Origin of the sequence: Aeromonas sp. CD (genome assembly GCF_033349375.1) — a bacterium.
Classification (GTDB): Bacteria; Pseudomonadota; Gammaproteobacteria; order Enterobacterales; family Aeromonadaceae; genus Aeromonas; species Aeromonas hydrophila.
This window is the reverse complement of record NZ_CP137631.1, coordinates 3,107,584-3,126,824: the sequence shown is the minus strand read 5'-3', so window position 1 is coordinate 3,126,824 and position 19,241 is coordinate 3,107,584. Positions and strand designations below refer to the sequence as shown.

Below are 19,241 nucleotides of genomic sequence, written 5' to 3'. Positions count from 1 at the left end.
TCCTTACAGCGCCGGGCGGGCAGAAGGTGCCGCCGGGTTGGCTTTCAACTGGCCACCGGTCAGCACTTCGATTTGGTAGGCACGGCCTTGGGGAACGTTTTGGCCCCACTGAGAAATAGCGGCCTCTGAGATCTTCAACGCCTTTGCCAATGCAGCAGCTGAGTTGAAGTAGCTAATCGCATCTGCTTTTTTCACTGTCACACCTCGACCATAAGTTCGGATTTGTAAAAATCCTAACCTAGGCTTGAGTCATAAGCAAACTTAAATTTGCCCATAAGTTAGCTTAAGTTCGGATTCCCAAGGTTAAGCTAGGCCAATGAACATTTCAGATCGAATACTCAGCAGAAGAACTGCCCTAGGTCTTTCTAAGACGGCACTCGCTAAAGCGATTGGTGTGAGTGATGTTTCTGTTGGAAAGTGGGAGTCAGGTCTAAATCAGCCTAAAGGTCGCTATCTCAATGATTTAGCGGATGTTTTGGGTGTGTCCGTAGATTGGCTGTTGACGGGAGCAATAAAGCCACCAACTTCCTTGTATGCGATGCAGGTTGGGGAGCGGATTAAAGCTAAACGGGCACAGCTTGGCCTCGAACCATCCCAACTTGCTGACACACTTGGTGTAAGCCATGGCTTGATAAGCAAGTGGGAGAGGGGGGAAGTTGTACCTAGTGATGAAAGGCTATCTCATTTGATGGCTGCTCTCGGTGTTGATGAACACTGGCTGCTTCATGGGGTTGGCTCTTTACCTAAACAGGAACGACAGGAAAGTCTTGAGGGGCTGCATTTTGAATACCCCAGTATTGAGTCTGTTCCAATACCACATGGAAACAGAATTCCGATCATAAGTTATGTTCAGGCCGGAAACTGGCGGGAAGTGTGTGAGCAGGCCACCACCTTCGATGGCAATGTCGAATATGTGACATCCAGCGTCGATATCGGGCCCTGTGGCTTTGGCCTCTGGCTGCGTGGCAATTCCATGACCCCGCTCTTCAATGAAGGGGACCTGGTCATCATCGACCCCGATGAACAACCACGCCCAGGCGACTATGTGGTCGCCAAGAACGGCAGCGAAGAGGCCACCTTCAAGAAGTTCCGGCCCCGCGGCATTGACGAGAGTGGGCAAGAGGTCTTCGAACTGGTGCCCCTCAACGACGATTTCCCCACCATGCACTCCGACCGTCAGCACATCGAAATCATCGGCGTGATGGTAGAACACCGGATTTTCAGAAAACGATAGGGCGCCGATGCGCTCTGTTTCGTATTCATAGCATGATTAGTTCTAAAACTAGGCCTTCGTTAATAATAACTGTTTAATGGAATGATAATGAAATTAGGAAGAAGTGCTATTTGGTTTTTATTTGCAATTTTAATTTCAATTATTTTTTTCGTTTGGTTTAACTATACTAAAATATTTTTTAATATTGATTTTTCAGATATAAAGAGCGGGGTGGTTTTACCGGAAAATTCTGGTAGGTTTGGTGATGTCTATGGTGGCCTTAATACTCTTTTTTCTGGTGTGGCATTTGCTGCTCTCTTCATATCAATACTTTTTCAGTCTGCAGAGCTCACTGCGACAAGAGAGGAAATGAAAAGCCAAGGTGACCAATTTATAAAGCAAACCGAAATGCTTGACAAGCAGTCATTTGAGAGCTCGCTATTTCAATTGATGTCCTTTAATAATGAAGTGATACAGTCATTGACCATGCAAAAGTCACGAAGAATGCCTAGTGAGGTGACAGGCTTTAGTAAAGAAGTGATTGATATATATAATGGAAGGCAAGTTTTTTATGAACTGTATAAGGATATGTGTGAATTTGTTCATCAAAGCACTGTCCCATCAATTTATAAAGATAGGTCGACATCACCGAGCGATGTATATGTGAAATTCTATCAAAAGCATGAGGATAAGCTAGGTCCATATTTTAATGGGTTTTATCAAACATTAAAGCTAATCGATGAAGCTAGTTATGATACTATGATAAAGAAGAAATATATAGATCTTGTTGTCGCCCAAGCATCTAAATATGAAATGTATTTCTTGTTCTATCATGGCCTGAGTCAATTTGGGCGAAACAATTTAAAATATCTTTTAGAAAAATATGGGTTTTTCGAACTTTTCCCGAAAGATATACATATTTTGTGGCGAGATATGCTTGAGTATAATATTTCTGTGTTTGGATGTGCAGGTAAGGAAAGGTTCGTAGGTTATCTTTTAGCTTATACCCGAGTGGAAGAACAATGGTTAAGCGGTAGAAAGCTTATTGCTTATGTTGATGGTGATAAAAAACCTTTTGATATCACCAATGAGATTACTAATATTTCAACCAATATCAATACTAAGATTACGTCTAATGTCAATATAATTAATGGGGTGCGTAGTAATAAAATAATATGGATTGAGTTAGTTAGCCCTGAATTGACTGGGAGCTGTCTACCTGCTGGCACAACGAACCAAACCCATCAGGATTATACATTTGAGTTGCCATCTAAGAGATATATTACGAATGAGATATAAATTATGGCTATCCGAAAATTAGCTGATGGTAATCAGCTCTCATGGCTTGCAGATATTCGCCCAGGTGGCCGTAATGGGCCGCGTCGGCGCAAGCGATTTGCCACCAAAGCGGAGGCCACCGCATGGGAGGCGTGGCAGCTTGAAGCGCATACTGCCAGGCCTTGGTTGGGGGAAGTGACGCCAGATGGTGAGGCTGCCGATACACGCCGGCTGGCTGATTTGGTCGAACGTTGGTTTGGCCTGCATGGCCAGAGCCTGCGTGATGGGGAACAGCGCCGCTCCAAATTGTTGCTGATCTGCGAGAGCCTGGATAATCCGTTGGCCAGCGAGTTTACCGCCAATGACTTTGCCAAGTATCGGGAAGCACGCCTCACTGGGGTCGTCAGCGATCGCCGCGCCGCCACTCACGTTAGCAAGGGGGTCAGTGTCTCGACGGTGAACCGGGACCATGCCTATTTGCGGGCAGTATTCAATGAACTGAAGCGGTTGGGAGAGTGGCAGGGGGATAATCCGTTGGCCGGGATGCGGCTCTACCGGGTGACGGAGTCGGAGCTGGCCTTTCTCTACCCTGATGAAATCAAGTCGCTGCTTGCTGCCTGTGATGCATCCAGCAACCCCGACCTTGGGGCAGTGGTGCGCCTTTGCCTGGCCACCGGGGCGCGCTGGGGGGAGATCCAGAATATGACCCAGTCACAGGTGGCGCAGAACCGGCTGACCTTCACCCACACCAAGGGGGGAAAACGCCGGACTGTACCCATCAACCAGGAGCTGAAAGCGCTCATTCCGAAACGCAGGGGCAAGTTGTTCAGCGAGTGCTATCACCACTTTGAAACGGCGATCTGCCGGGCCGGTATCGAGCTGCCGGAGGGGCAGAGCACCCACGTGCTGCGGCATACTTTCGCCAGCCACTTTATGATGAATGGCGGCAATATTCTGGTGCTGCAGAAGATACTCGGTCACTCGACCATCACCATGACGATGCGCTACGCCCACTTCGCCCCCGACCATCTTGAGGATGTTCTGCGGCTTAACCCATTGACTCTCAACAACCTGCGCTAGTGTCCACTTTTGATCCACACAGCGCACATAACACCGCGCCTTGCCGCATGATGCCGTGTTTGTAAGTGCATGTTTTTGTGTAACTTATTGTTTTTAAAGGCATCCGCTAGGCATTTAAAATCCCTCGACGTTCGCGTCGTGCCAGTTCGATTCCGGCCTCGGGCACCATTAGAATCAAAGACTTACGAAGGCCACTAGTGATAGTGGCCTTTTTGTTTGTGCTAAAGTAGCGACAGAGTTTTCAGTGACTTAGTCGAGTAGACAAGATACCAGTTTGAGGCCGATGTCAGGTGATAACTAGGTCTGTACAATGTGTAGCCTTGTTTTGGTGCTCAGAATTTCTTGGCTTCTTTGGGAACAAGCAGAGTTTTATTTATCTGATCCTGGCGCAGGATAGTGGTGCCATCTTCATCCCAGCATGCGCAATGGCTAGTATTACAGGCTACTTGGATCATTGGCCTGTTTTTGGTGGCTAATGTCACCTGTGCTTGATGCTTGGCAAAATATCCTTTAGCCATATGTTTTTGTTCTTCATCTGCAGTGTCAACGCCTTGGAGAAAAGAAAACAATGCAACGACACATACAAGAGCCGTGGGTACAGTCAACACTGCAAATACGCCGTATAGAATAGCTATCCATTCAATCCAACTGAGGTATGGGGCTGAATCCTCCTTCGAAGGTCGTTTGCTATCTACCCATAAAGAAACCTTGCCGCACAAATTCGGGATTAAAGTTTTTCTCCATAGTGCTTTACACCATTTGGCTGTCATTGATGCCAGAATGAGAAGAGACAACATTCCCACGATCACGCCCGCAGCAATGAGTACCTTGTCCTGAAGCATTCGCACTAGCGAGATGAACCCAAGCAAAATTGACTCATCAATTGCTAGGGGGAACTGATGGTTGGTAAGACCGTATGCTATCTAGATAGCCAACATGGTATGCCATACCACATAGATATATTGCAGCAGTCATCAACGGAAGAGCTGCCAGTAAATACCTTAGAAAGGGAAGTAATGAGCGGGGAGTGTTGGTTGCTTGTATGGATTGGATTTCTGAGCTCTTTGTCTTGTCAGTTTGTATTTTTTGGGCATCAGATTGGGTCACGATAGCCTCTCTTACGTGCTTTTGTAAGGTATCGTATGGGCTTCGGATATATTCGACAATCCTCTAATTGGTTCTAGGATGGAAGCCCCATACATGCTGAGTGGAAGTCAGTTTGCTGCTCGAACACCAAAGTTTTTGTTCTTTTCAATACTTCAGTTATCAGAATACTATCCATTACTCTTAACTATCTGACATAAAAGCATTTTAGGTGCTCAATCATGGTCAAGTGGATCCATTTTGAACATTCACATCTCCACGAAAAGCACGCCTTTCTCATTGTAATCAATGAGTTATATTTTAAGTTTGGCTATCCAGAGCCCCTGCAAAATGTAAAAAATAGCAAAAAGGATCCTTCTTTTCAGATCCTTATCACGCCCGAGATCTTTTATCTGGTGCGAGGGGGCTGGGCCTATGGTTTTGCGGTAATCCACTTTTGCAAAAAATTTTCCTGGCGAAGCCCGCAGGCGGGAGCGGATGAGCGCGGATTCCGTGACGCAGACGCGGCGGTGGGCGTCGCCGCTATGATCTGGAAGGCTGTTAGCGTACGCAGGCTTCACGTATGATGCAGCGCTGCCCGATGGCTGCGTCTTCATGCGGCGCCATTCCCTGGCCATGCTTAGGCGCTGTCAGGCAGATAGAAGAAGGCCCCACGATGTGGGGCCTCTTCATCTGCCTGTGGAGTTGTCAATAGGTTAGATGCTCATTCCAAGTAATGTTCGAGCGAATAGGTTTCGCGGGATTACCCGCTGCAATGCTTGCAGCCTCGATTTTGCCTGTAACGATAGAGCGGGCGCCAATCACACAGCCATCTTCTATATGAGCACCTTTCAATATCATAGCTTCTTGGCCTATCCACACTTGCGAGCCGATGATGATATCTTTGGCTGGGTTGATGCGTGTACCTGCAGAGTCGTAGATATCGTGGCCATCACTGGTCAGCATCGTGATTCCTGTCGCCAAAAGGGAGTCATCTCCAATTACAAGGCGAGTGCCTCTTTCACGACATGATAGTTTTCCAGGGCCGGTATTCTTCACATTCTTACCGATTTCTAAGGTGCAATGATTCCCCAGTACTTCAATGATCAATCCGCGCAAGTTACAGCCTTTGTGAATTATCAGACGATTGCCTCGCCCCTCAATAGTGATGCTGCATCTCCGCACTTGGGCGTCCTCTACTTGGACGTGGTTTTCACCATCACCGATTGAGATTACACACTTTCTCAGGCGGGTACTCGGAGATAGCTGTATCCGATTACCAGACGATATGCGCACCTGATTGAACAGTTTCATTGTGATTTTTTTCAGCGTCGTTTTCAGAGCCACGGATCTGTTCCTCAAAATATAACGACAACATCTTACCATGCCGACACAAGCTGAAGCCTTAGATCGCTCTGCTCGATGATGGGGATTGCTGGCCGGCCAACTGCCGTGGGTGTGGCTGGCAGTGGCCAGTTGCTCCACCACGTTTATCAACTACAACTGCAGCTGGAAGATATTCACGCCCTCGGGCCCCATCCACGAACGGGGCGCCTCCAGGTGTCGTAGCTCGCCGGCAACCGCTCGGCGCTGTTGGTCCATCACCTCGACCGAGTCTCTCGCCGTGGTCTAGCCATGTTACTCAGACTCGCCAGGGGGAGAGCTTCACCGGCTAGGGGGGGGATGGCCCGGTGCATCGATTAGCTTGAACCTGCTTGGTGTCTGTGGTGTAACTTGATTCGATACCGTCTTGGGAGGCGCTGGCGAGTGGCCCAGTCATTGGCAGACATTGACCTGTGTGAAGCGCTGTCCGATCTCTTTGTCGATAATGAGGTCGATTTCGAGTTGATCGCTCTGGTGGTACGGGGCTTTCCCGTTGCCCACGTCGAGATGGTCTTGTTCGAATGGGTGGCGCCGGTTTGTTACACCAACACTCTGGCACCCGTGCTACCGATCTGGACCGGCTTTGAACGTGATTCGCTTTGGGCGGAGATCCAGTGCTTGCTGGCAAGAGAGGCCAAGGCCGGGTTTGCCAAGAAACTGTCCATCATGCTCAGGCAGTTTTATCTGAGGCAGCGGTTTGCTGAAGAGTGGCGCAGGCTGTCGGTGCTGCTGGTCGGAAAGGAATAAAAGTAATGACAGAGAGTGGCGATCAAAATTTCAATTCATGGTCATTGGGCGCTGCTGATTGTTTTTAACCAATTGAAATCTATTTAAATTTTTTCATCAATGTCCACATGTGGCTTGGCTGGGGAAGTGTTGACATGGTGCTGGTGTTCACATCCTGTCATTGATGGCCTGTCACACAGGCTGGCGGGTTTGACATGAAAGAGGGGAGCCTGGGCTCCCCTCTTTATTCTTGGGCTGACAACACAAAGTGTCTGCCCTTATCCGGCGCGTGGCCGCCCCTTTAGAACTTGTAGAGCCAGGAGACGGCAGTGAAGTAGCCGTTGTAGTCCTGGTTCAGGTTGCCAAGGTTGCGCTCTTCGCCGGTGTAGAGGTAATCCACGTCCTGGAAGTATTCGTAGCGCACATCCCAGCGCAGCGAATGCTGCTTGGTCAGCTGATAGAGGGCGTAGCCTTCCAGCCGGTGTTGCTTGCTGGTCAGATCCGGGTAGTCATAGCCCTTGCTGGCGTCGGTTTTGCCACGGCCATAGGCGAAGCTGTAATCGAGCCCGAGCTCGAGATCCCGGTCAAACGCCTTCTTCTGGGTGAGCCCCAGCCCGAGGGTGGTGATCTCGTCGCGCACCGCCGTGCTGTAGGGATCCCAGTCCGGTGCGCCTGTGTAGGCGTGGTTCTGGCTGGAGGTGATCCACTGCAGGTTGCTGAACAGGTGGCCGCTCAGGTTGTCGTCGAACTGCTGGTTGAGGGTCAGGTCGATGCCATAATCCTTGCCCTCGCTGCGCCCTATGTCCGGCTCCTTGTAATCATCTCTTGCCCACCACCCTTCGAGGCGGGCATCCATCCCCTCGCTGAACTGATAGCCAAGATCCCCCCTGAGTTCGACCCTGTCCCTGTCCGCCAGATAGAACTGGCGCAGGGTCGGGCTGCCATTGCCACCGGCGCTGTCGTGGCGCCAGTCCGAGCCGTCGCGGGTGCTCCAGGCGAGCTTGCCGCCCAGTTGCAGCGCCCCGGCCGGGCGGTAGCGCCCCTTGAGGAACAGGGTGTGCTCGTCGGTGTCCTGCCGGTCGGCCTGTTCGCGCTGGTCGGCCTTGTACTGATAGCCGGTGGTGAGCTTGACCGAGCGGCTGAGCCGGTAGTCGGCCGCGAGATCCGCCTTGCTGCGGGTGCGATCGCTCTTGCCGCGCTGCTTGCCGACCACAGCGTATTCATCGGACTTGTCCTTGCGGTCCCGATACTCGCCGCCGGCACGCAGGGTGAGATCCCGGCCAAAGCGGCCCACCCACTTGGCATCGGCCTGCAGGGTGCTTACCTCGCCGTGGAAGTCATCCTGGGTGATGGGGGCGTTGCGAAACGCGGTCAGGCTGCCGTTGGAGGTGGCCTGGCTGGTGAGCACGCGGCCGGTCAGGCTCTGCCGATCCCAGTTGTACTGTCCGGAAAGGCTCAGCTGGTGGAAGTTGTTGTCCGGTTCGTAGGCGCGCTCGTTGGCGTAAGGATCGGCGACGCTGCCATAGTAGAGCGCCGTGTCATCGGTACGGTAGAGGGAGCCGTTGTAGGCGAGATCGACCAGCCAGCCTTCTCCCAGGTAGCTGACGCCGCTCTTGACCAGGGTGGTCGAGCTGCCGTCGACGGGCTTGGGCAAGAGGCCTGGCCCGCTGCCGATGCCGGGCACGCTCGACTGGTAGTAGGCGAGGGTGGCCTCTTTTTTCTCATGAGAAAAATCGGCGTAGGGGCGCCACGGGCTCTTCGGGGTATAGGCGAGCCCGGCGGTCAGCTTCTTGCGCACCACCTCCTTGTCGAACTCGGCCAGCGATCCCTGGGTCAGCGGGCTCTCGCCCGGCTGATAGACGCTGCGGCCGTGGCTGTTCCAGTAGAAGGGGGATTCCGAGTAGCCCAGCCGGGCGCGCATGCCGTCGTAGTGGCCCTGTTCGGTCGTCAGGCTGAAGCGCTCCATGCCGAGGTTCTTCACCGCCAGGCTGCCGTAGCGGGAGCCTTCTCCCCGGTATTGCAGGTCGGCGTTGAAGATGCCGAGCATGCCGCTGTCCTGCTGACTGGGAACCCAGTTGCGAAAGCGGGTGGCGCCATCGTCGTTGGCATAGCCGGCACCCAACCCCACCTCGCCAAACCAGCCCTCATCGCGCTCGCAGGACTTGCAGCTCCAGCGTTCGGTCTTGGCCGGTTTGCTCTGTTGCAGGGCGTAATCCCCGACTGCCAGCGGCTCCTCGGCCGCCTGGGCCGAGCAGACCGCCAACAGGGAGAGCCAAAGTGTTGAGTATTTCATGACTTCTCTCCTCAGCGCCGCAGTGATTGACCGCTGGGATGGTTGGTCCCGTGGATCTGGTTATGACAGTTCAGGCAACTGCCGCCACGCACCTTGAGATCCCCCTCGGGGATGGAGACGTTGGCATGGGGCACGCTGTGGCACTCCTGGCACAGCTGGGGCACCCGCTTGTTGAGCAGCGCCTGGTTGATGGAGCCGTGCGGGCTGTGGCAGAGGGAGCAATCCTCGGTCACCGGTTCATGTTCCCACAGGAAGGGGCCCCGTTTCTCGGCGTGACACTCGTAGCAGCTCTCGTTGAGGCTGGGCTGCTTGAGGCTGGCCTCGTTCTGCGACTGGTGCGGGTTGTGGCAACTGGAGCAGGGCAGCTCGCCATTGAGAATGGGGTGGCTGGTGCGTTTGTGCAGATCGGCCTTTTGCTGGGCGTGGCAGCTGGTACAGGTCTCCACCTGCAGCTTGCTGTCCATCACCGGATCCTTGGCCTGGTGCAGGCTGTGGCAGCTGGTGCAGGAGACATCCTCCACCGCGTGAGCACTGGCATGCCAGCCCATCCGCTGGGTATCGGTGTGGCAGGAGAGGCAGACGCTGTTCTGCTTCTCCACCGGCACCGGCGAGTCGGGGCCGAAGGTGATCATGGGTTCCCGCTTCTGCCCCTTGCGGGGATTGCGCGGGTGGTTGCCGGCGGGGCCGTGGCAGGCTTCACACTGCTTGTCGGCCATCGGTCCGTTCTGGTTGCCGAGGTTGCCATGCACATTGTGGAAGATGCCGGTGGCGGGCTTGCGCGAGTCGGCATCGTGGCACTTGAGGCAGGTATCGGCCCCCTTGGGGGAGTATTTGCCCTGGTCGAATTTCTGGTCGAGGGTGGCCTCGACCTGCAGGCGCGGATCGGCATCGGCCGCCGGCTGGGCATCGCTCTTGGCCCAGACCGGCAGGCAACCGAGTGCCAGCAAACCCGCCAGGAGCCACTGCGGGGTGATTCTTTTCATATCGTGTCCTTCAACGGCAAAGGGTCGGGGGGAGGCATCCCCCCGGCCTGGTGGTCTCAACGGAAGTCATACACCTTGTGAACCTTGTCGACGCCCTGCTCCTGCCCGACGGCATGGCAGGACGCGCACTGTTCAACTCCGGTGGCGGCCTCTATCGTCTCTGCACCAAAAATGGCGCCGTTGTTCTTCATGTGGGTGGCCCACTCATCCCCGGCGACCGGGTTGTCCGGCTTGACCAGTCCCAGCGGCGACTTGAGGTGGCAGCTGGCGCAGACCACCAGGGTCGGACTGAAGAACTTGGGCTGCTTGTTGTCCGCCGTGGTCGCCACCAGCGAGGGTCGTTCGTTCTGCTGGTTGGGCAGGTTGTACTGACCCTTGGTGTGGCAGGACTCGCAGTTGTTCAGCTTGCCCGGGAAGGTGGCATCACCGCTGCGATGGGAGCCGAAGGCGTGGAAGGAGTGCACGTGGTACTTCAGATCCCCCGGCACACCCGCATAGAAGGAGGTGCGGGTGGCGTTGTGGCAGCTGGTGCACTGGGCGAAGTCCTTGGAGGCGTGGGCCGAGCCCGCGTTGCCCTCGGTGTGGATGGCCAGATCCTTGTGACAGCCGTTGCAGGAGGCCAGATCCGCCCCTGCCTTGAGCACATAGCTGCCGTCCACCCCGCCTTCGACCCGGAAGTAGGCCTTGACCGGGTTGATGGCCACGTAGGAGAGGGCGCTGGCGGTGCTGCTGCAGGGGAGCAGATCCCCGGCGGCGAAGGCACCGTTGCGATCCGCCTTGCGGGCGACGCACACCTGCAGCTCGGCGACCGTGGCCGCCAGGGTGCCGGTCACCTCGTTACCCACCTCTTTGCGGCACAGGAAGCTGCCGCCGCCCTGGCTTTCGCACTTGGTGAAGTCAATCTTGTTGCCGGCGACGAAGGTCTGCGGGTTGGTGTAGCCCAGCTCGAAGCCGCTGCCCTGATCCCAGTTGACCAGCACGTAGGGAGCCTTGGCCAGATCGCCGTACTTGATGTACTTGAGCACCCCGTCCATGGTCTCGACCGGCGTGCCGTTGGCGGTCACGGTCAGCTCGACCTCGATGTTGGGCGCGGCGTAGCGCACGTCGTCAAACTTGAACACCAGCTTGTCGCGACCGGCGGCCTCGTTGGCGAGGTAGCCCATGTGCACGCTGCTGGGGGACTTGGTGTTGCCGGGGGTCTCGGCGTGGCACTGGGTACAGAGGGCGCCGCTGGTGATCTTGCCGTTGATGTGGCTGACGTAGCCGGTTGCCGTGGTGGAGTCCGCGTGGCAGGCGCCGCAGGGTTTCTCTTGGGCGTGCTGCCAGTTGTTGGCATCCGGAGTGGTCGGGGTGACGCCCTTGTGGCAGGTGTCGCAGTTGCGCGGATCCTGCGGGAAGTGGCTCACCAGCTTGGTGGCGGTGGCATCCAGGTTGCCGTGCAGCTTGTGCACCAGGGTGGTCAGATCGCCCCGTCCGCTGCCGGGCACGCTCTCGTTGTGGCAGGTGACGCAGAGCTTGGGATCGGCCCGGTTGCTGTGGTGAATAGGTTGCTTCATGTGGCAGCTGTCGCAGCTCTGCTGCTCCAGGATGTCGCGGGTCAGCAGTGGCGGCGTGCCGGCCGGTACCCAGTCCAGCACGTAGTCGGTGACCGGAATGCCGTTGCTGCCGCCAAAGTAGATGCCGAGGCGGTGGGTCGCTGCCTCATCCCAGCGGATCAAGCCGTTGTTGTCCTGCGAATCGCTCGGATAAGGGTCGCGCACCGTGGTGGCATTGAAGGAGAAGGTATAGCGGTACTGGCCATTGCCAAGGGCTTCCAGCTTGCCGCCGTTCTCGCCGGTGGGCCGGTTGTTCTTGGTGCTGTAGATGAAGCTCTTCCAGATGACAGGGTCTTCCCGTTTGGCGTCGCGGCCGGGGATCACCTTGGCCAGGGTGAAGGAGGGAAGGGTGGTTCCCAGCTCATAACCCTTGCCTTGCTTGTCGGTTACCTTGAATTGCACCGAGAGCTGACCGCTCTCGCCAAGTTGCGGGGTGGAGGCCGAGATCACCAGCGAATCTGGGGTTCCCGGCGGAGGGGGAGGTGGATCCGTCTGGTCATTGCCATCACCACCGCCCCCACAGGAGGAGAGGGTGAACACCATTGCTGCAGCCACCAATACTTTCCAGTATTTCATTGTTTTATCCTTTTTTATCGGACTTATTGTTCCATATATGAGCCAGCTCAAAAAATTCCCAAAAAGATACCACTTAAGGGTCAAAAGAGGACTAAATACGGTATAAATCATTTCCATCTTAATTGTAAGGTTTATATATTAGATGGCGTTGATCTAAGTCTCAAAAACGGATCGAAAATCAACCTTGAGTATAAAAATGTCTGTTTTTACTGGGGTTTATAGACCTTTTCTGGAAGAGGGATAAGAAATGAAACGCAGTGTGAAGCTGGAAATACTGGGACTGTCGTTGCTTTTGGGCTCTATTGGCACCGCACATGCCAACCTGGACTCATTGGTGGATACATGTAACTCATGTCATGGAAATCAGGGGATCAGCACCCAGAACGATATTCCGACTATTGCAGGGCTGGCAGAATCAAATCTTGCCGAGCAGATGCGCACCTACCTGGACGGCCGGCCGGCCAAGACCGTTAATCATGTCACTGGTGATACCAGCAAGAAGGGGAACATGACCGACATTGTTAAGGGCCTTAGCGACGAGCAGATCGACGAGTTGGCGGCGCACTATGCCGAGCTGCCCTACCAGCCGATGAAGCAGCCGTTCGATGCGGCGCTGGCCAAGGCGGGGCAAAAACTGCACGACGACTCCGGCTGCAAGAAGTGCCACTCCGAAGGCGGCTCGGTGGCTGAAGACGAGGCCTCCATCCTCGCCGGCCAGCCCAAGGGCTACCTGCTGACCTCCCTGCAGGAGTTCAAGGCCGGCAAGCGCAGCAACGACGAGAAGATGAACAAGGCCATCATCGCCATGAGCGATGCCGACCTCAAGGCGCTGGCCGAGTACTACGCAAGCCAGCAGTAACGTCGCTGCCCCTCCCGTTGACGCAGCCACCCCGCTTCTGGCGGGGTGTGGTCTCGTGTTCATGACCGTCAAAGGAGCTGTCACCAGCTCCTTTTTGTTGCCAGGCGGGCAGACGGCACCCGGCGGGTGCCACCGTTTCGGAGTTTCCTATGAAAAAAATCATCAAGTGGCTGCTGCTCGCCTCCCTCACCCTGGGGGCGGGTCAGCTGGCGCTGGCCCGCGCGCAGGCAGCGGATGCGACGCCAGCTGCGCCGAGTGCCACATCCAGTGCCGATCAGGCAGCGCAACCCACCCTGGCCGAACGGCAGGCCAAGGCGGAAAAGAAGAAAGCCGCCGCCAAGAAGGCTGCGGCCCGTTTCGCCAAGTGCGAGAAGTGCCACGACGGGGAGGAGGGGATGCACGGCAAGCATGGCCAGGTCACCAACCCCAACACGGGGGAGCAGGTCACCTGCACCAACTGCCACGGCAATGCGTCGGCCGATCACCGTAAACAGCGCGGCGGCATGGTCGATGTGATGCGCTTTGGCAATGACGCCTTCCCGCTGAGCCAGCAGAACGGCGTCTGCATGAGCTGCCATGAGCCGGATGATTTGCGCAAGGCTCTCTGGGCCCACGACGTGCACGCCACCCGGGTCAGCTGTACCAGCTGTCACCAGCTGCATCCGGCCAAGGAGCCCATGGTGGGGATCCCCGAGAAGTCGCGCATCAAGCTGTGCGTCGACTGCCACCGCAAGCAGCACGAGGCCGATCTGGGCAGCGCCGTCAAGGAGGGTTCATGAGCACGACCCGCCGCGACTTCATGGTGGGCATGAGCGCCGGCGCCCTGATCCTGCTGACGGGGACCCCGCGTGCCCTGGCCAACAGCATGGCCATCAAGGGTGTGCGCTACGGCATGATCCACGACGAGACGGCCTGCATCGGCTGCACCGCCTGCATGGACGCCTGCCGCGAGGTGAACCAGGTGCCGGCAGGGGTGGCCCGCCTGCAGATCCTGCGCAGCGGCCCGGTGGGGGAGTATCCGGCGCAGGAGTACCGCTTCTTTCGCAAGTCCTGCCAGCACTGCGACAACGCCCCCTGCGTGCACGTCTGTCCGACCGGCGCCTCCCACATCCGGGCGGAGGATGGCATCGTCGACATCAACCCTGACCTCTGCGTCGGCTGTCGCTATTGCCTGGCTGCCTGCCCCTATCAGGTGCGCTTCATCAACCCGGTCACCCGGGTTGCCGACAAGTGCGACTTCTGCCGCAAGACCAATCTGGCGGCGGGCAAGCAGCCGGCCTGTGTGGAAGCCTGCCCGACCAAGGCGCTGGTGTTCGGCAATCTGGACGATCCCAACAGCCCCATCAGCCGGCGGCTGGTGCAGGAGACCACCTATCGCTACAAGCAGTTCCTCGGTACCTCGCCCAAGATGTACCGGGTGCCGAAAGGGGAGGTGAAGTCATGATCCCATCTCATCCGTATGACGCAGACCGGCTGACGGGAGGGAGGCACCATGTGGCATGATGCGTTTCACTTCGACTCGCTGGTGTGGGATGGCCCCATCGCCATCTACCTGTTCCTGCTCGGCATCTCGGCAGGCTCGGCCATCCTCTCGGTGCTGCTGCGTCGGCAGGGAGCCGGCAGCGAGAGCGGTATCATCAAGGCGACCGCCCTTCTGGCGCCGGTGAGCGTCGTGTTGGGGCTGCTTATCCTCATCTTCCATCTGGCCCGCCCCTGGACCTTCTGGAAGCTGATGTTCCACTACCAGTTCGACTCCGTGATGTCGATGGGGGTCATGCTGTTTCAGGTCTACATGGCGGTGCTGTTCGCCTGGCTGGCGGTGGTGTTCAGAGCCGAGATAGAGGCCCTGCGCCGACGGCTGCTGGCCGACAAGCTCGCTTTTGTAGACGGCCTGATTGGCTGGCTCGCACGCCTCGAGCGGCTGCTGGCGCCACTGCTGTTGCTGCTGGCTGTGCTGCTGGGGGCCTATACCGGCTTTCTGCTCTCCGCCCTCAAGACCTACCCCATGCTCAACAACCCGATCCTGCCGGCGCTGTTTCTGGTCTCCGGTATCAGCTCGGGGGTGGCCTCCACCATCTTGCTGGCGGTCACCCTGTTTCGGGAGGATGGCCACAGCCGCGGGGTGAGCTTTGTGCACCGCTTCGAGCGGCCCATCGTCGCCATCGAGCTGTTCCTGCTGCTCTGCTTCTTCACCGGCCTCTATTTTGGTGGCGGCCAGCGGGAAGCGGCCATGTGGGCGGCCATCGGCGGCGGCTTCTGGTCCCAGGTGTTCTGGTTCGGGGTCATCGGGCTGGGGATCCTGCTGCCCCAGTTGCTGGGGCTGGTGGGCAGTCCGGCCAAGGCCCATCAACCGGCCCGGTTGGTGCTTATGTGCAGCCTGAGCCTGGTGGGGATATTGCTGCTGCGCTACTTCATCCTCTACGCGGGGCAGATGACGGTGATGTAGCCGTTGTCCCGGCAAAGAGCAGAGTAAATCGCAGGCAAACAAAAGGCGGGATCTTCCCGCCTTTTTTATTGCCGCCAGCCGGCCAATTCAGATCAGTGCGCGCTGCTCGAGGCGCTGCTCGCCGGGGCGGCAGATCAGCACAGAGCCCTGCTCGAACCAGTCCCCCAGCACGATGCGCCGGGCAGGCGCGCCGTCGAGTTGGAAGTCGTGGATGGCCGGTCTGTGGGTGTGGCCGTGGATCATCATCCGGCAGTCGTGCTGGCGCAGCATCTGGTCCACCGCTGCCGGGGTCACGTCCATGATGGTCTGGCTCTTGTGGGCATTTTCCATCTGACTCTGGCCGCGCATCTTGTGGGCGATGGCCTGGCGGCGCGCGAGCGGCAGGCGCAGGAACAGCCAGCGCAGCCATTTGAGCTGGGTGATGCGGCGAAACTTCTGGTAGCCCTCATCCAGGGTGCAGAGCAGATCGCCGTGGCTCAGCACCACCCGCTCGCCATAGAGCTCGATGACGCAGGGATCCCCCAGCAATGTCATGCCGGCGCGCTTGGCAAAGGCCTGACCCAGCAAGAAGTCGCGGTTGCCGTGAATGAAGTAGAGGGGCACCCCCTGCTGGCTCAGGGCCGCAAAGGCGTCGGCTACCTCGCCGTGGAGGGGATTGGGATCGTCGTCGCCAATCCAGAATTCAAACAGATCGCCCAACACGTAGAGGGCATCGGCACCGGGGGCGTCGTGCGCCAAAAAGCGCACCAGGGCGGCGGTCATGTCGGGCCGCTGGGCACACAGGTGAATGTCGCTGATAAAAAGGGTGCTCATGAGAAAGTGCGCTGGGCCCTGTTGAGGTGGCTGGAAGTGGTATTGGAGCTAGCAGTGAAATTAGAAGTGAAGTGGAGGCCCGTCGCCTCCGGCTGCCACGCCAGTGGGGCAAGCTCGCCGCCCTCCAGGGTGAGCAGTGCGGCATACGGGTCGCCGGCAAGGCCCAGCAAGTGGCACATGGCCGCTTCCCCTTTGAGCCCTTCCTCGAGGCGCAGGCGCAGCACTTGGTGATAAAACGCCGCGCCGAACTGCTCAAGCAGGGCGGCCATCAGGCTGAGGTGGCGCCAGCCGTTGAGGCGCTCGAGGGGATCCGGGGTGAGGTAGAGCTCAAGGGGCCAAGGGTGACCATCGGCGCCGGTGACGCTCTGCTCGGCCAGCCAGATATCAGCATCCTTTTGTGCAACCTGCCAGCCTTGGGCGGCCAGCGACTCGGCAAACGCGGCCGGGTCCGGGTGGCGGCAGATGATGTCGAGATCGCTGCCGGGCCGGTCGAGCCCGATGGTGACCGTGCTCACCAGCGCCAGATCGCTGCACTGCGCTGCCAGCGCATCCCACACCCCGGCCGTGAGCAGGGCATGGGCCGAGCGTTGGCGCGGGTTGCCGTGGGCCAGGTAATCGAGACGGCGCCAGTCGATGGGGTCGGCCTTCGCAGATGGAAAAACTGCGGCCTGGGCCGCAGTCAGTTCATCTCGCAGAAGGCAGAGATCACTCGGCAAGGGTCACCTTGGTGATCACGACATCTTCGGTCGGCACGTCCTGGTGGATGCGGCCGTAGTTGCCGGTCTTGACGCCCTTGATCTTGTTGACCACGTCCATGCCGGCGGTCACTTCACCGAATACGCAGTAGCCGAAGCCCTGGGTGGTGGCGGATTTGAAGTCGAGGAAGTCGTTGTTGTTCACGTTGATGAAGAACTGGGCGCTGGCAGAGTGCGGCTCCATGGTGCGGGCCATGGCGATGGTGCCGACCTTGTTGGACAGGCCGTTGGCCGCTTCGTTCTTGATGGGGGCGCGGGTGTCTTTCTCTTCGAAGCCCGGGGCATAGCCGCCGCCCTGGATCATGAAGCCGTTGATGACGCGGTGGAAGATGGTGTTGTCGTAGTGACCGTCACGGCAGTATTGCAGGAAGTTGGCCACGGTTTCCGGGGCTTTTTCAGCGTTCAGGGTGAGGGTGATGTCGCCGTGATTGGTGTGCAGAGTGACCATGATATGTCCTTTCATTTGATGCGGGCGACCAGGTGCCCGCAGGTGTATGGCATAAAGTGGTGGCAATTCTAGCCCATCAGGGCCCTGCGGCATAGATGGTGCGCCTGATCCGGCACGTTTTCTGCCTCGTTTTCTACGCGCGATGCGGGTAGAATGGCAGGCCATTTTACTCACAGGCAGTGGTCATAAGATGCTGAAGATATACAACACACTCACTCGTCAAAAAGAAGAATTCAAACCTATCCACCCAGGCAAGGTGGGCATGTATGTGTGTGGCGTCACTATCTACGATCACTGTCATATCGGCCACGGCCGCACCTTCGTCGCCTTCGACGTAGTGGCCCGTTACCTGCGCTACAGCGGCTATCAGCTCAACTACGTGCGCAACGTCACCGACGTGGACGACAAGATCATCAAGCGCGCCGCCGAGACCGGCGTCACCTGTGACGATCTGACCGAGCGCCTGATCGGCGACATGCACGCCGACTTCGATGCCCTTGGCATGGTGCGCCCGGACGTCGAGCCGCGCGCCACCCAGCACATCGGCGAGATCATCGAGCTGGTGCAATCCCTGCTGGATAAAGATCACGCCTACGTGGCGGACAACGGTGATGTGATGTTCATCGTCGACTCCTACGCCGACTACGGCAAGCTCTCCGGCCAGGATCTGGAGCAGCTGCAGGCCGGCGCTCGCGTCGACGTGGTGGATGCCAAGCGCAATCCGCTCGACTTCGTGCTGTGGAAGATGTCCAAGCCGGGCGAGCCGACCTGGGACAGCCCCTGGGGCCCGGGCCGTCCTGGCTGGCACATCGAGTGCTCTGCCATGAACTCCAAGCACCTTGGCAACCACTTCGACATCCACGGCGGTGGCTCCGATCTGCAGTTCCCGCACCACGAGAACGAAATTGCCCAGTCCTGCTGCGCCCACGGTGGCGACTACGTCAACACCTGGATGCACAGCGGCATGGTGATGGTGGATAAAGAGAAGATGTCCAAATCCCTTGGCAACTTCTTCACCATCCGCGACGTCTTGGCCCACTACGACGCCGAAACCGTCCGTTACTTCCTGATGTCTGGCCACTACCGCAGCCAGCTCAACTACTCGGAAGATAACCTCAAGCAAGCCCGCGCCGCGCTGGAGCGCATGTACACCGCCCTGCGCGATCTGCCGGCGGCTGCCGCTGCCGGTGGCGACGAGCAGGTGGCGCGCTTCAAGGAAGCGATGGACGATGACTTCAACACCCCGGAAGCCTACTCCGCCCTGTTCGATCTGGTGCGCGAGATCAACCGCCAGAAGGGTGAAGACATGGCCGTTGCCGCCGGCCTCGGTGCCCGTCTGCGGGAACTCGGCGCCGTGCTCGGCATCCTGCAACAGGATCCCGAGGCTTTCTTGAAGGGTGACGAAGCGGATGAAGAGGTTGCCGAAATCGAGCAACTGATCGCCCAGCGCAATCAGGCCCGTGCCGACAAGAATTGGGCCGCGGCGGATGCCGCCCGCAACCGTCTCACCGAGATGGGCATCGTGCTGGAAGACAGCGCCGGCAAAACCAGCTGGCGCCGTGCCTAAGGCCGGTGGCGCTGCTCGCGCCAACCGGTTGAGCCAATAAAAAAACCGCAGCCCAAGGGCTGCGGTTTTTTTTTATGGCCTGTCTGAGGGCAGATAGCCTTCCCTCTTTTCGAACATCCACAACCTTTGCAAAAATATGCCAC

At 57.5% G+C, this 19,241-nt stretch carries 19 protein-coding genes and 1 pseudogene; 11 read left to right on the top strand and 9 right to left on the bottom strand.

All coding sequences use genetic code 11. From position 1 onward, the window contains the following. Positions 1 to 3 precede the first annotated feature (3 nt). On the bottom strand, positions 4 to 195 hold the full coding sequence (locus R2E40_RS14410) for a Cro/CI family transcriptional regulator (RefSeq protein WP_318163699.1): 192 nt from the start codon (positions 193 to 195) through the stop codon (positions 4 to 6). A 121-nt stretch (positions 196 to 316) separates the two neighbouring features. Here R2E40_RS14410 and R2E40_RS14405 point away from each other — a divergent pair. From R2E40_RS14405 to R2E40_RS14390, 4 genes and pseudogenes are all read left to right on the top strand, one after another. Beyond that, positions 317 to 487: pseudogene (locus tag R2E40_RS14405) on the top strand (helix-turn-helix domain-containing protein); the annotation flags it as partial. Positions 488 to 538: 51 nt separating this feature from the next. Then, positions 539 to 1,234 carry an XRE family transcriptional regulator gene (locus tag R2E40_RS14400; RefSeq protein ID WP_318165560.1) on the top strand — a complete coding sequence of 232 codons (696 nt, stop codon included), beginning with the start codon at positions 539 to 541 and terminating at the stop codon, positions 1,232 to 1,234. An 87-nt stretch (positions 1,235 to 1,321) separates the two neighbouring features. Further along, complete coding sequence (locus tag R2E40_RS14395) at positions 1,322 to 2,512, top strand: putative phage abortive infection protein (RefSeq protein ID WP_318163698.1); 1,191 nt, start codon at positions 1,322 to 1,324, stop codon at positions 2,510 to 2,512. Between the two features lie 3 nt (positions 2,513 to 2,515). Further along, positions 2,516 to 3,571 (top strand): tyrosine-type recombinase/integrase, encoded by a 1,056-nt coding sequence (locus R2E40_RS14390; RefSeq protein WP_318163697.1) that lies wholly within the window; start codon positions 2,516 to 2,518, stop codon positions 3,569 to 3,571. A 332-nt stretch (positions 3,572 to 3,903) separates the two neighbouring features. Here the strand turns inward: R2E40_RS14390 and R2E40_RS14385 are convergent, their stop codons facing one another. Beyond that, the gene (locus R2E40_RS14385) at positions 3,904 to 4,413 is read right to left on the bottom strand and encodes a hypothetical protein (protein ID WP_318163696.1); all 510 of its coding nucleotides are present in this window, start codon (positions 4,411 to 4,413) and stop codon (positions 3,904 to 3,906) included. 483 nt (positions 4,414 to 4,896) lie between these two features. Between R2E40_RS14385 and R2E40_RS14380 the strand changes: the two genes are divergently transcribed. Next, entirely contained in the window at positions 4,897 to 5,241 is a 345-nt protein-coding gene (locus tag R2E40_RS14380; RefSeq protein ID WP_318163695.1) for a hypothetical protein, read from the top strand. 121 nt (positions 5,242 to 5,362) lie between these two features. On the opposite strand, the gene R2E40_RS14375 is transcribed toward R2E40_RS14380, so the two are convergent. Continuing rightward, on the bottom strand, positions 5,363 to 6,001 hold the full coding sequence (locus tag R2E40_RS14375; RefSeq protein ID WP_318163694.1) for an acyltransferase: 639 nt from the start codon (positions 5,999 to 6,001) through the stop codon (positions 5,363 to 5,365). A 420-nt stretch (positions 6,002 to 6,421) separates the two neighbouring features. Between R2E40_RS14375 and R2E40_RS14365 the strand changes: the two genes are divergently transcribed. Next, positions 6,422 to 6,784 carry a hypothetical protein gene (locus R2E40_RS14365; protein WP_318163693.1) on the top strand — a complete coding sequence of 121 codons (363 nt, stop codon included), beginning with the start codon at positions 6,422 to 6,424 and terminating at the stop codon, positions 6,782 to 6,784. A gap of 280 nt (positions 6,785 to 7,064) precedes the next feature. Here the strand turns inward: R2E40_RS14365 and R2E40_RS14360 are convergent, their stop codons facing one another. Genes R2E40_RS14360 through R2E40_RS14350 form a run of 3 tightly spaced genes read right to left on the bottom strand, consistent with a single transcriptional unit; the run spans position 7,065 to position 12,210 of the window. Then, a complete protein-coding gene (locus R2E40_RS14360) occupies positions 7,065 to 9,056 on the bottom strand; it encodes an MtrB/PioB family decaheme-associated outer membrane protein (RefSeq protein ID WP_318163692.1) in 1,992 nt (663 codons plus the stop codon). Positions 9,057 to 9,067: 11 nt separating this feature from the next. Then, entirely contained in the window at positions 9,068 to 10,039 is a 972-nt protein-coding gene (locus R2E40_RS14355) for a DmsE family decaheme c-type cytochrome (RefSeq protein WP_318163691.1), read from the bottom strand. A gap of 56 nt (positions 10,040 to 10,095) precedes the next feature. Then, on the bottom strand, positions 10,096 to 12,210 hold the full coding sequence (locus tag R2E40_RS14350) for an OmcA/MtrC family decaheme c-type cytochrome (RefSeq protein WP_318163690.1): 2,115 nt from the start codon (positions 12,208 to 12,210) through the stop codon (positions 10,096 to 10,098). 247 nt (positions 12,211 to 12,457) lie between these two features. Here R2E40_RS14350 and R2E40_RS14345 point away from each other — a divergent pair, with 247 nt between their 5' ends. The 4 genes from R2E40_RS14345 (at position 12,458) to nrfD (ending at position 15,515) form a co-directional block, all read left to right on the top strand. Beyond that, positions 12,458 to 13,069 (top strand): c-type cytochrome, encoded by a 612-nt coding sequence (locus tag R2E40_RS14345; RefSeq protein WP_318163689.1) that lies wholly within the window; start codon positions 12,458 to 12,460, stop codon positions 13,067 to 13,069. A 149-nt stretch (positions 13,070 to 13,218) separates the two neighbouring features. Continuing rightward, positions 13,219 to 13,848 carry a cytochrome c nitrite reductase pentaheme subunit gene (nrfB, locus tag R2E40_RS14340; RefSeq protein ID WP_318163688.1) on the top strand — a complete coding sequence of 210 codons (630 nt, stop codon included), beginning with the start codon at positions 13,219 to 13,221 and terminating at the stop codon, positions 13,846 to 13,848. Next, positions 13,845 to 14,513, top strand: coding sequence for a 4Fe-4S dicluster domain-containing protein (locus R2E40_RS14335; protein WP_318163687.1), 669 nt, complete (start codon positions 13,845 to 13,847; stop codon positions 14,511 to 14,513). Before nrfB ends, R2E40_RS14335 begins: the two co-directional genes overlap by 4 nt. Positions 14,514 to 14,561: 48 nt before the next feature. Next, positions 14,562 to 15,515 carry a cytochrome c nitrite reductase subunit NrfD gene (gene nrfD / locus R2E40_RS14330; RefSeq protein WP_318163686.1) on the top strand — a complete coding sequence of 318 codons (954 nt, stop codon included), beginning with the start codon at positions 14,562 to 14,564 and terminating at the stop codon, positions 15,513 to 15,515. 87 nt (positions 15,516 to 15,602) lie between these two features. Here the strand turns inward: nrfD and lpxH are convergent, their stop codons facing one another. From lpxH to R2E40_RS14315, 3 genes are read right to left on the bottom strand one after another with little or no spacing between them, the layout of a single operon-like run. After that, entirely contained in the window at positions 15,603 to 16,328 is a 726-nt protein-coding gene (gene lpxH / locus R2E40_RS14325; protein WP_042052026.1) for a UDP-2,3-diacylglucosamine diphosphatase, read from the bottom strand. Beyond that, entirely contained in the window at positions 16,325 to 17,044 is a 720-nt protein-coding gene (locus R2E40_RS14320) for a DUF4269 domain-containing protein (protein WP_318163685.1), read from the bottom strand. The genes lpxH and R2E40_RS14320 overlap by 4 nt, the downstream gene beginning before the upstream one ends. Then, on the bottom strand, positions 17,034 to 17,531 hold the full coding sequence (locus R2E40_RS14315; RefSeq protein WP_318163684.1) for a peptidylprolyl isomerase: 498 nt from the start codon (positions 17,529 to 17,531) through the stop codon (positions 17,034 to 17,036). Before R2E40_RS14315 ends, R2E40_RS14320 begins: the two co-directional genes overlap by 11 nt. 190 nt (positions 17,532 to 17,721) lie before the next feature. Here R2E40_RS14315 and cysS point away from each other — a divergent pair, with 190 nt between their 5' ends. Beyond that, a complete protein-coding gene (gene cysS / locus R2E40_RS14310) occupies positions 17,722 to 19,098 on the top strand; it encodes a cysteine--tRNA ligase (protein ID WP_318163683.1) in 1,377 nt (458 codons plus the stop codon). The last annotated feature ends 143 nt before the right edge of the window (positions 19,099 to 19,241 follow it).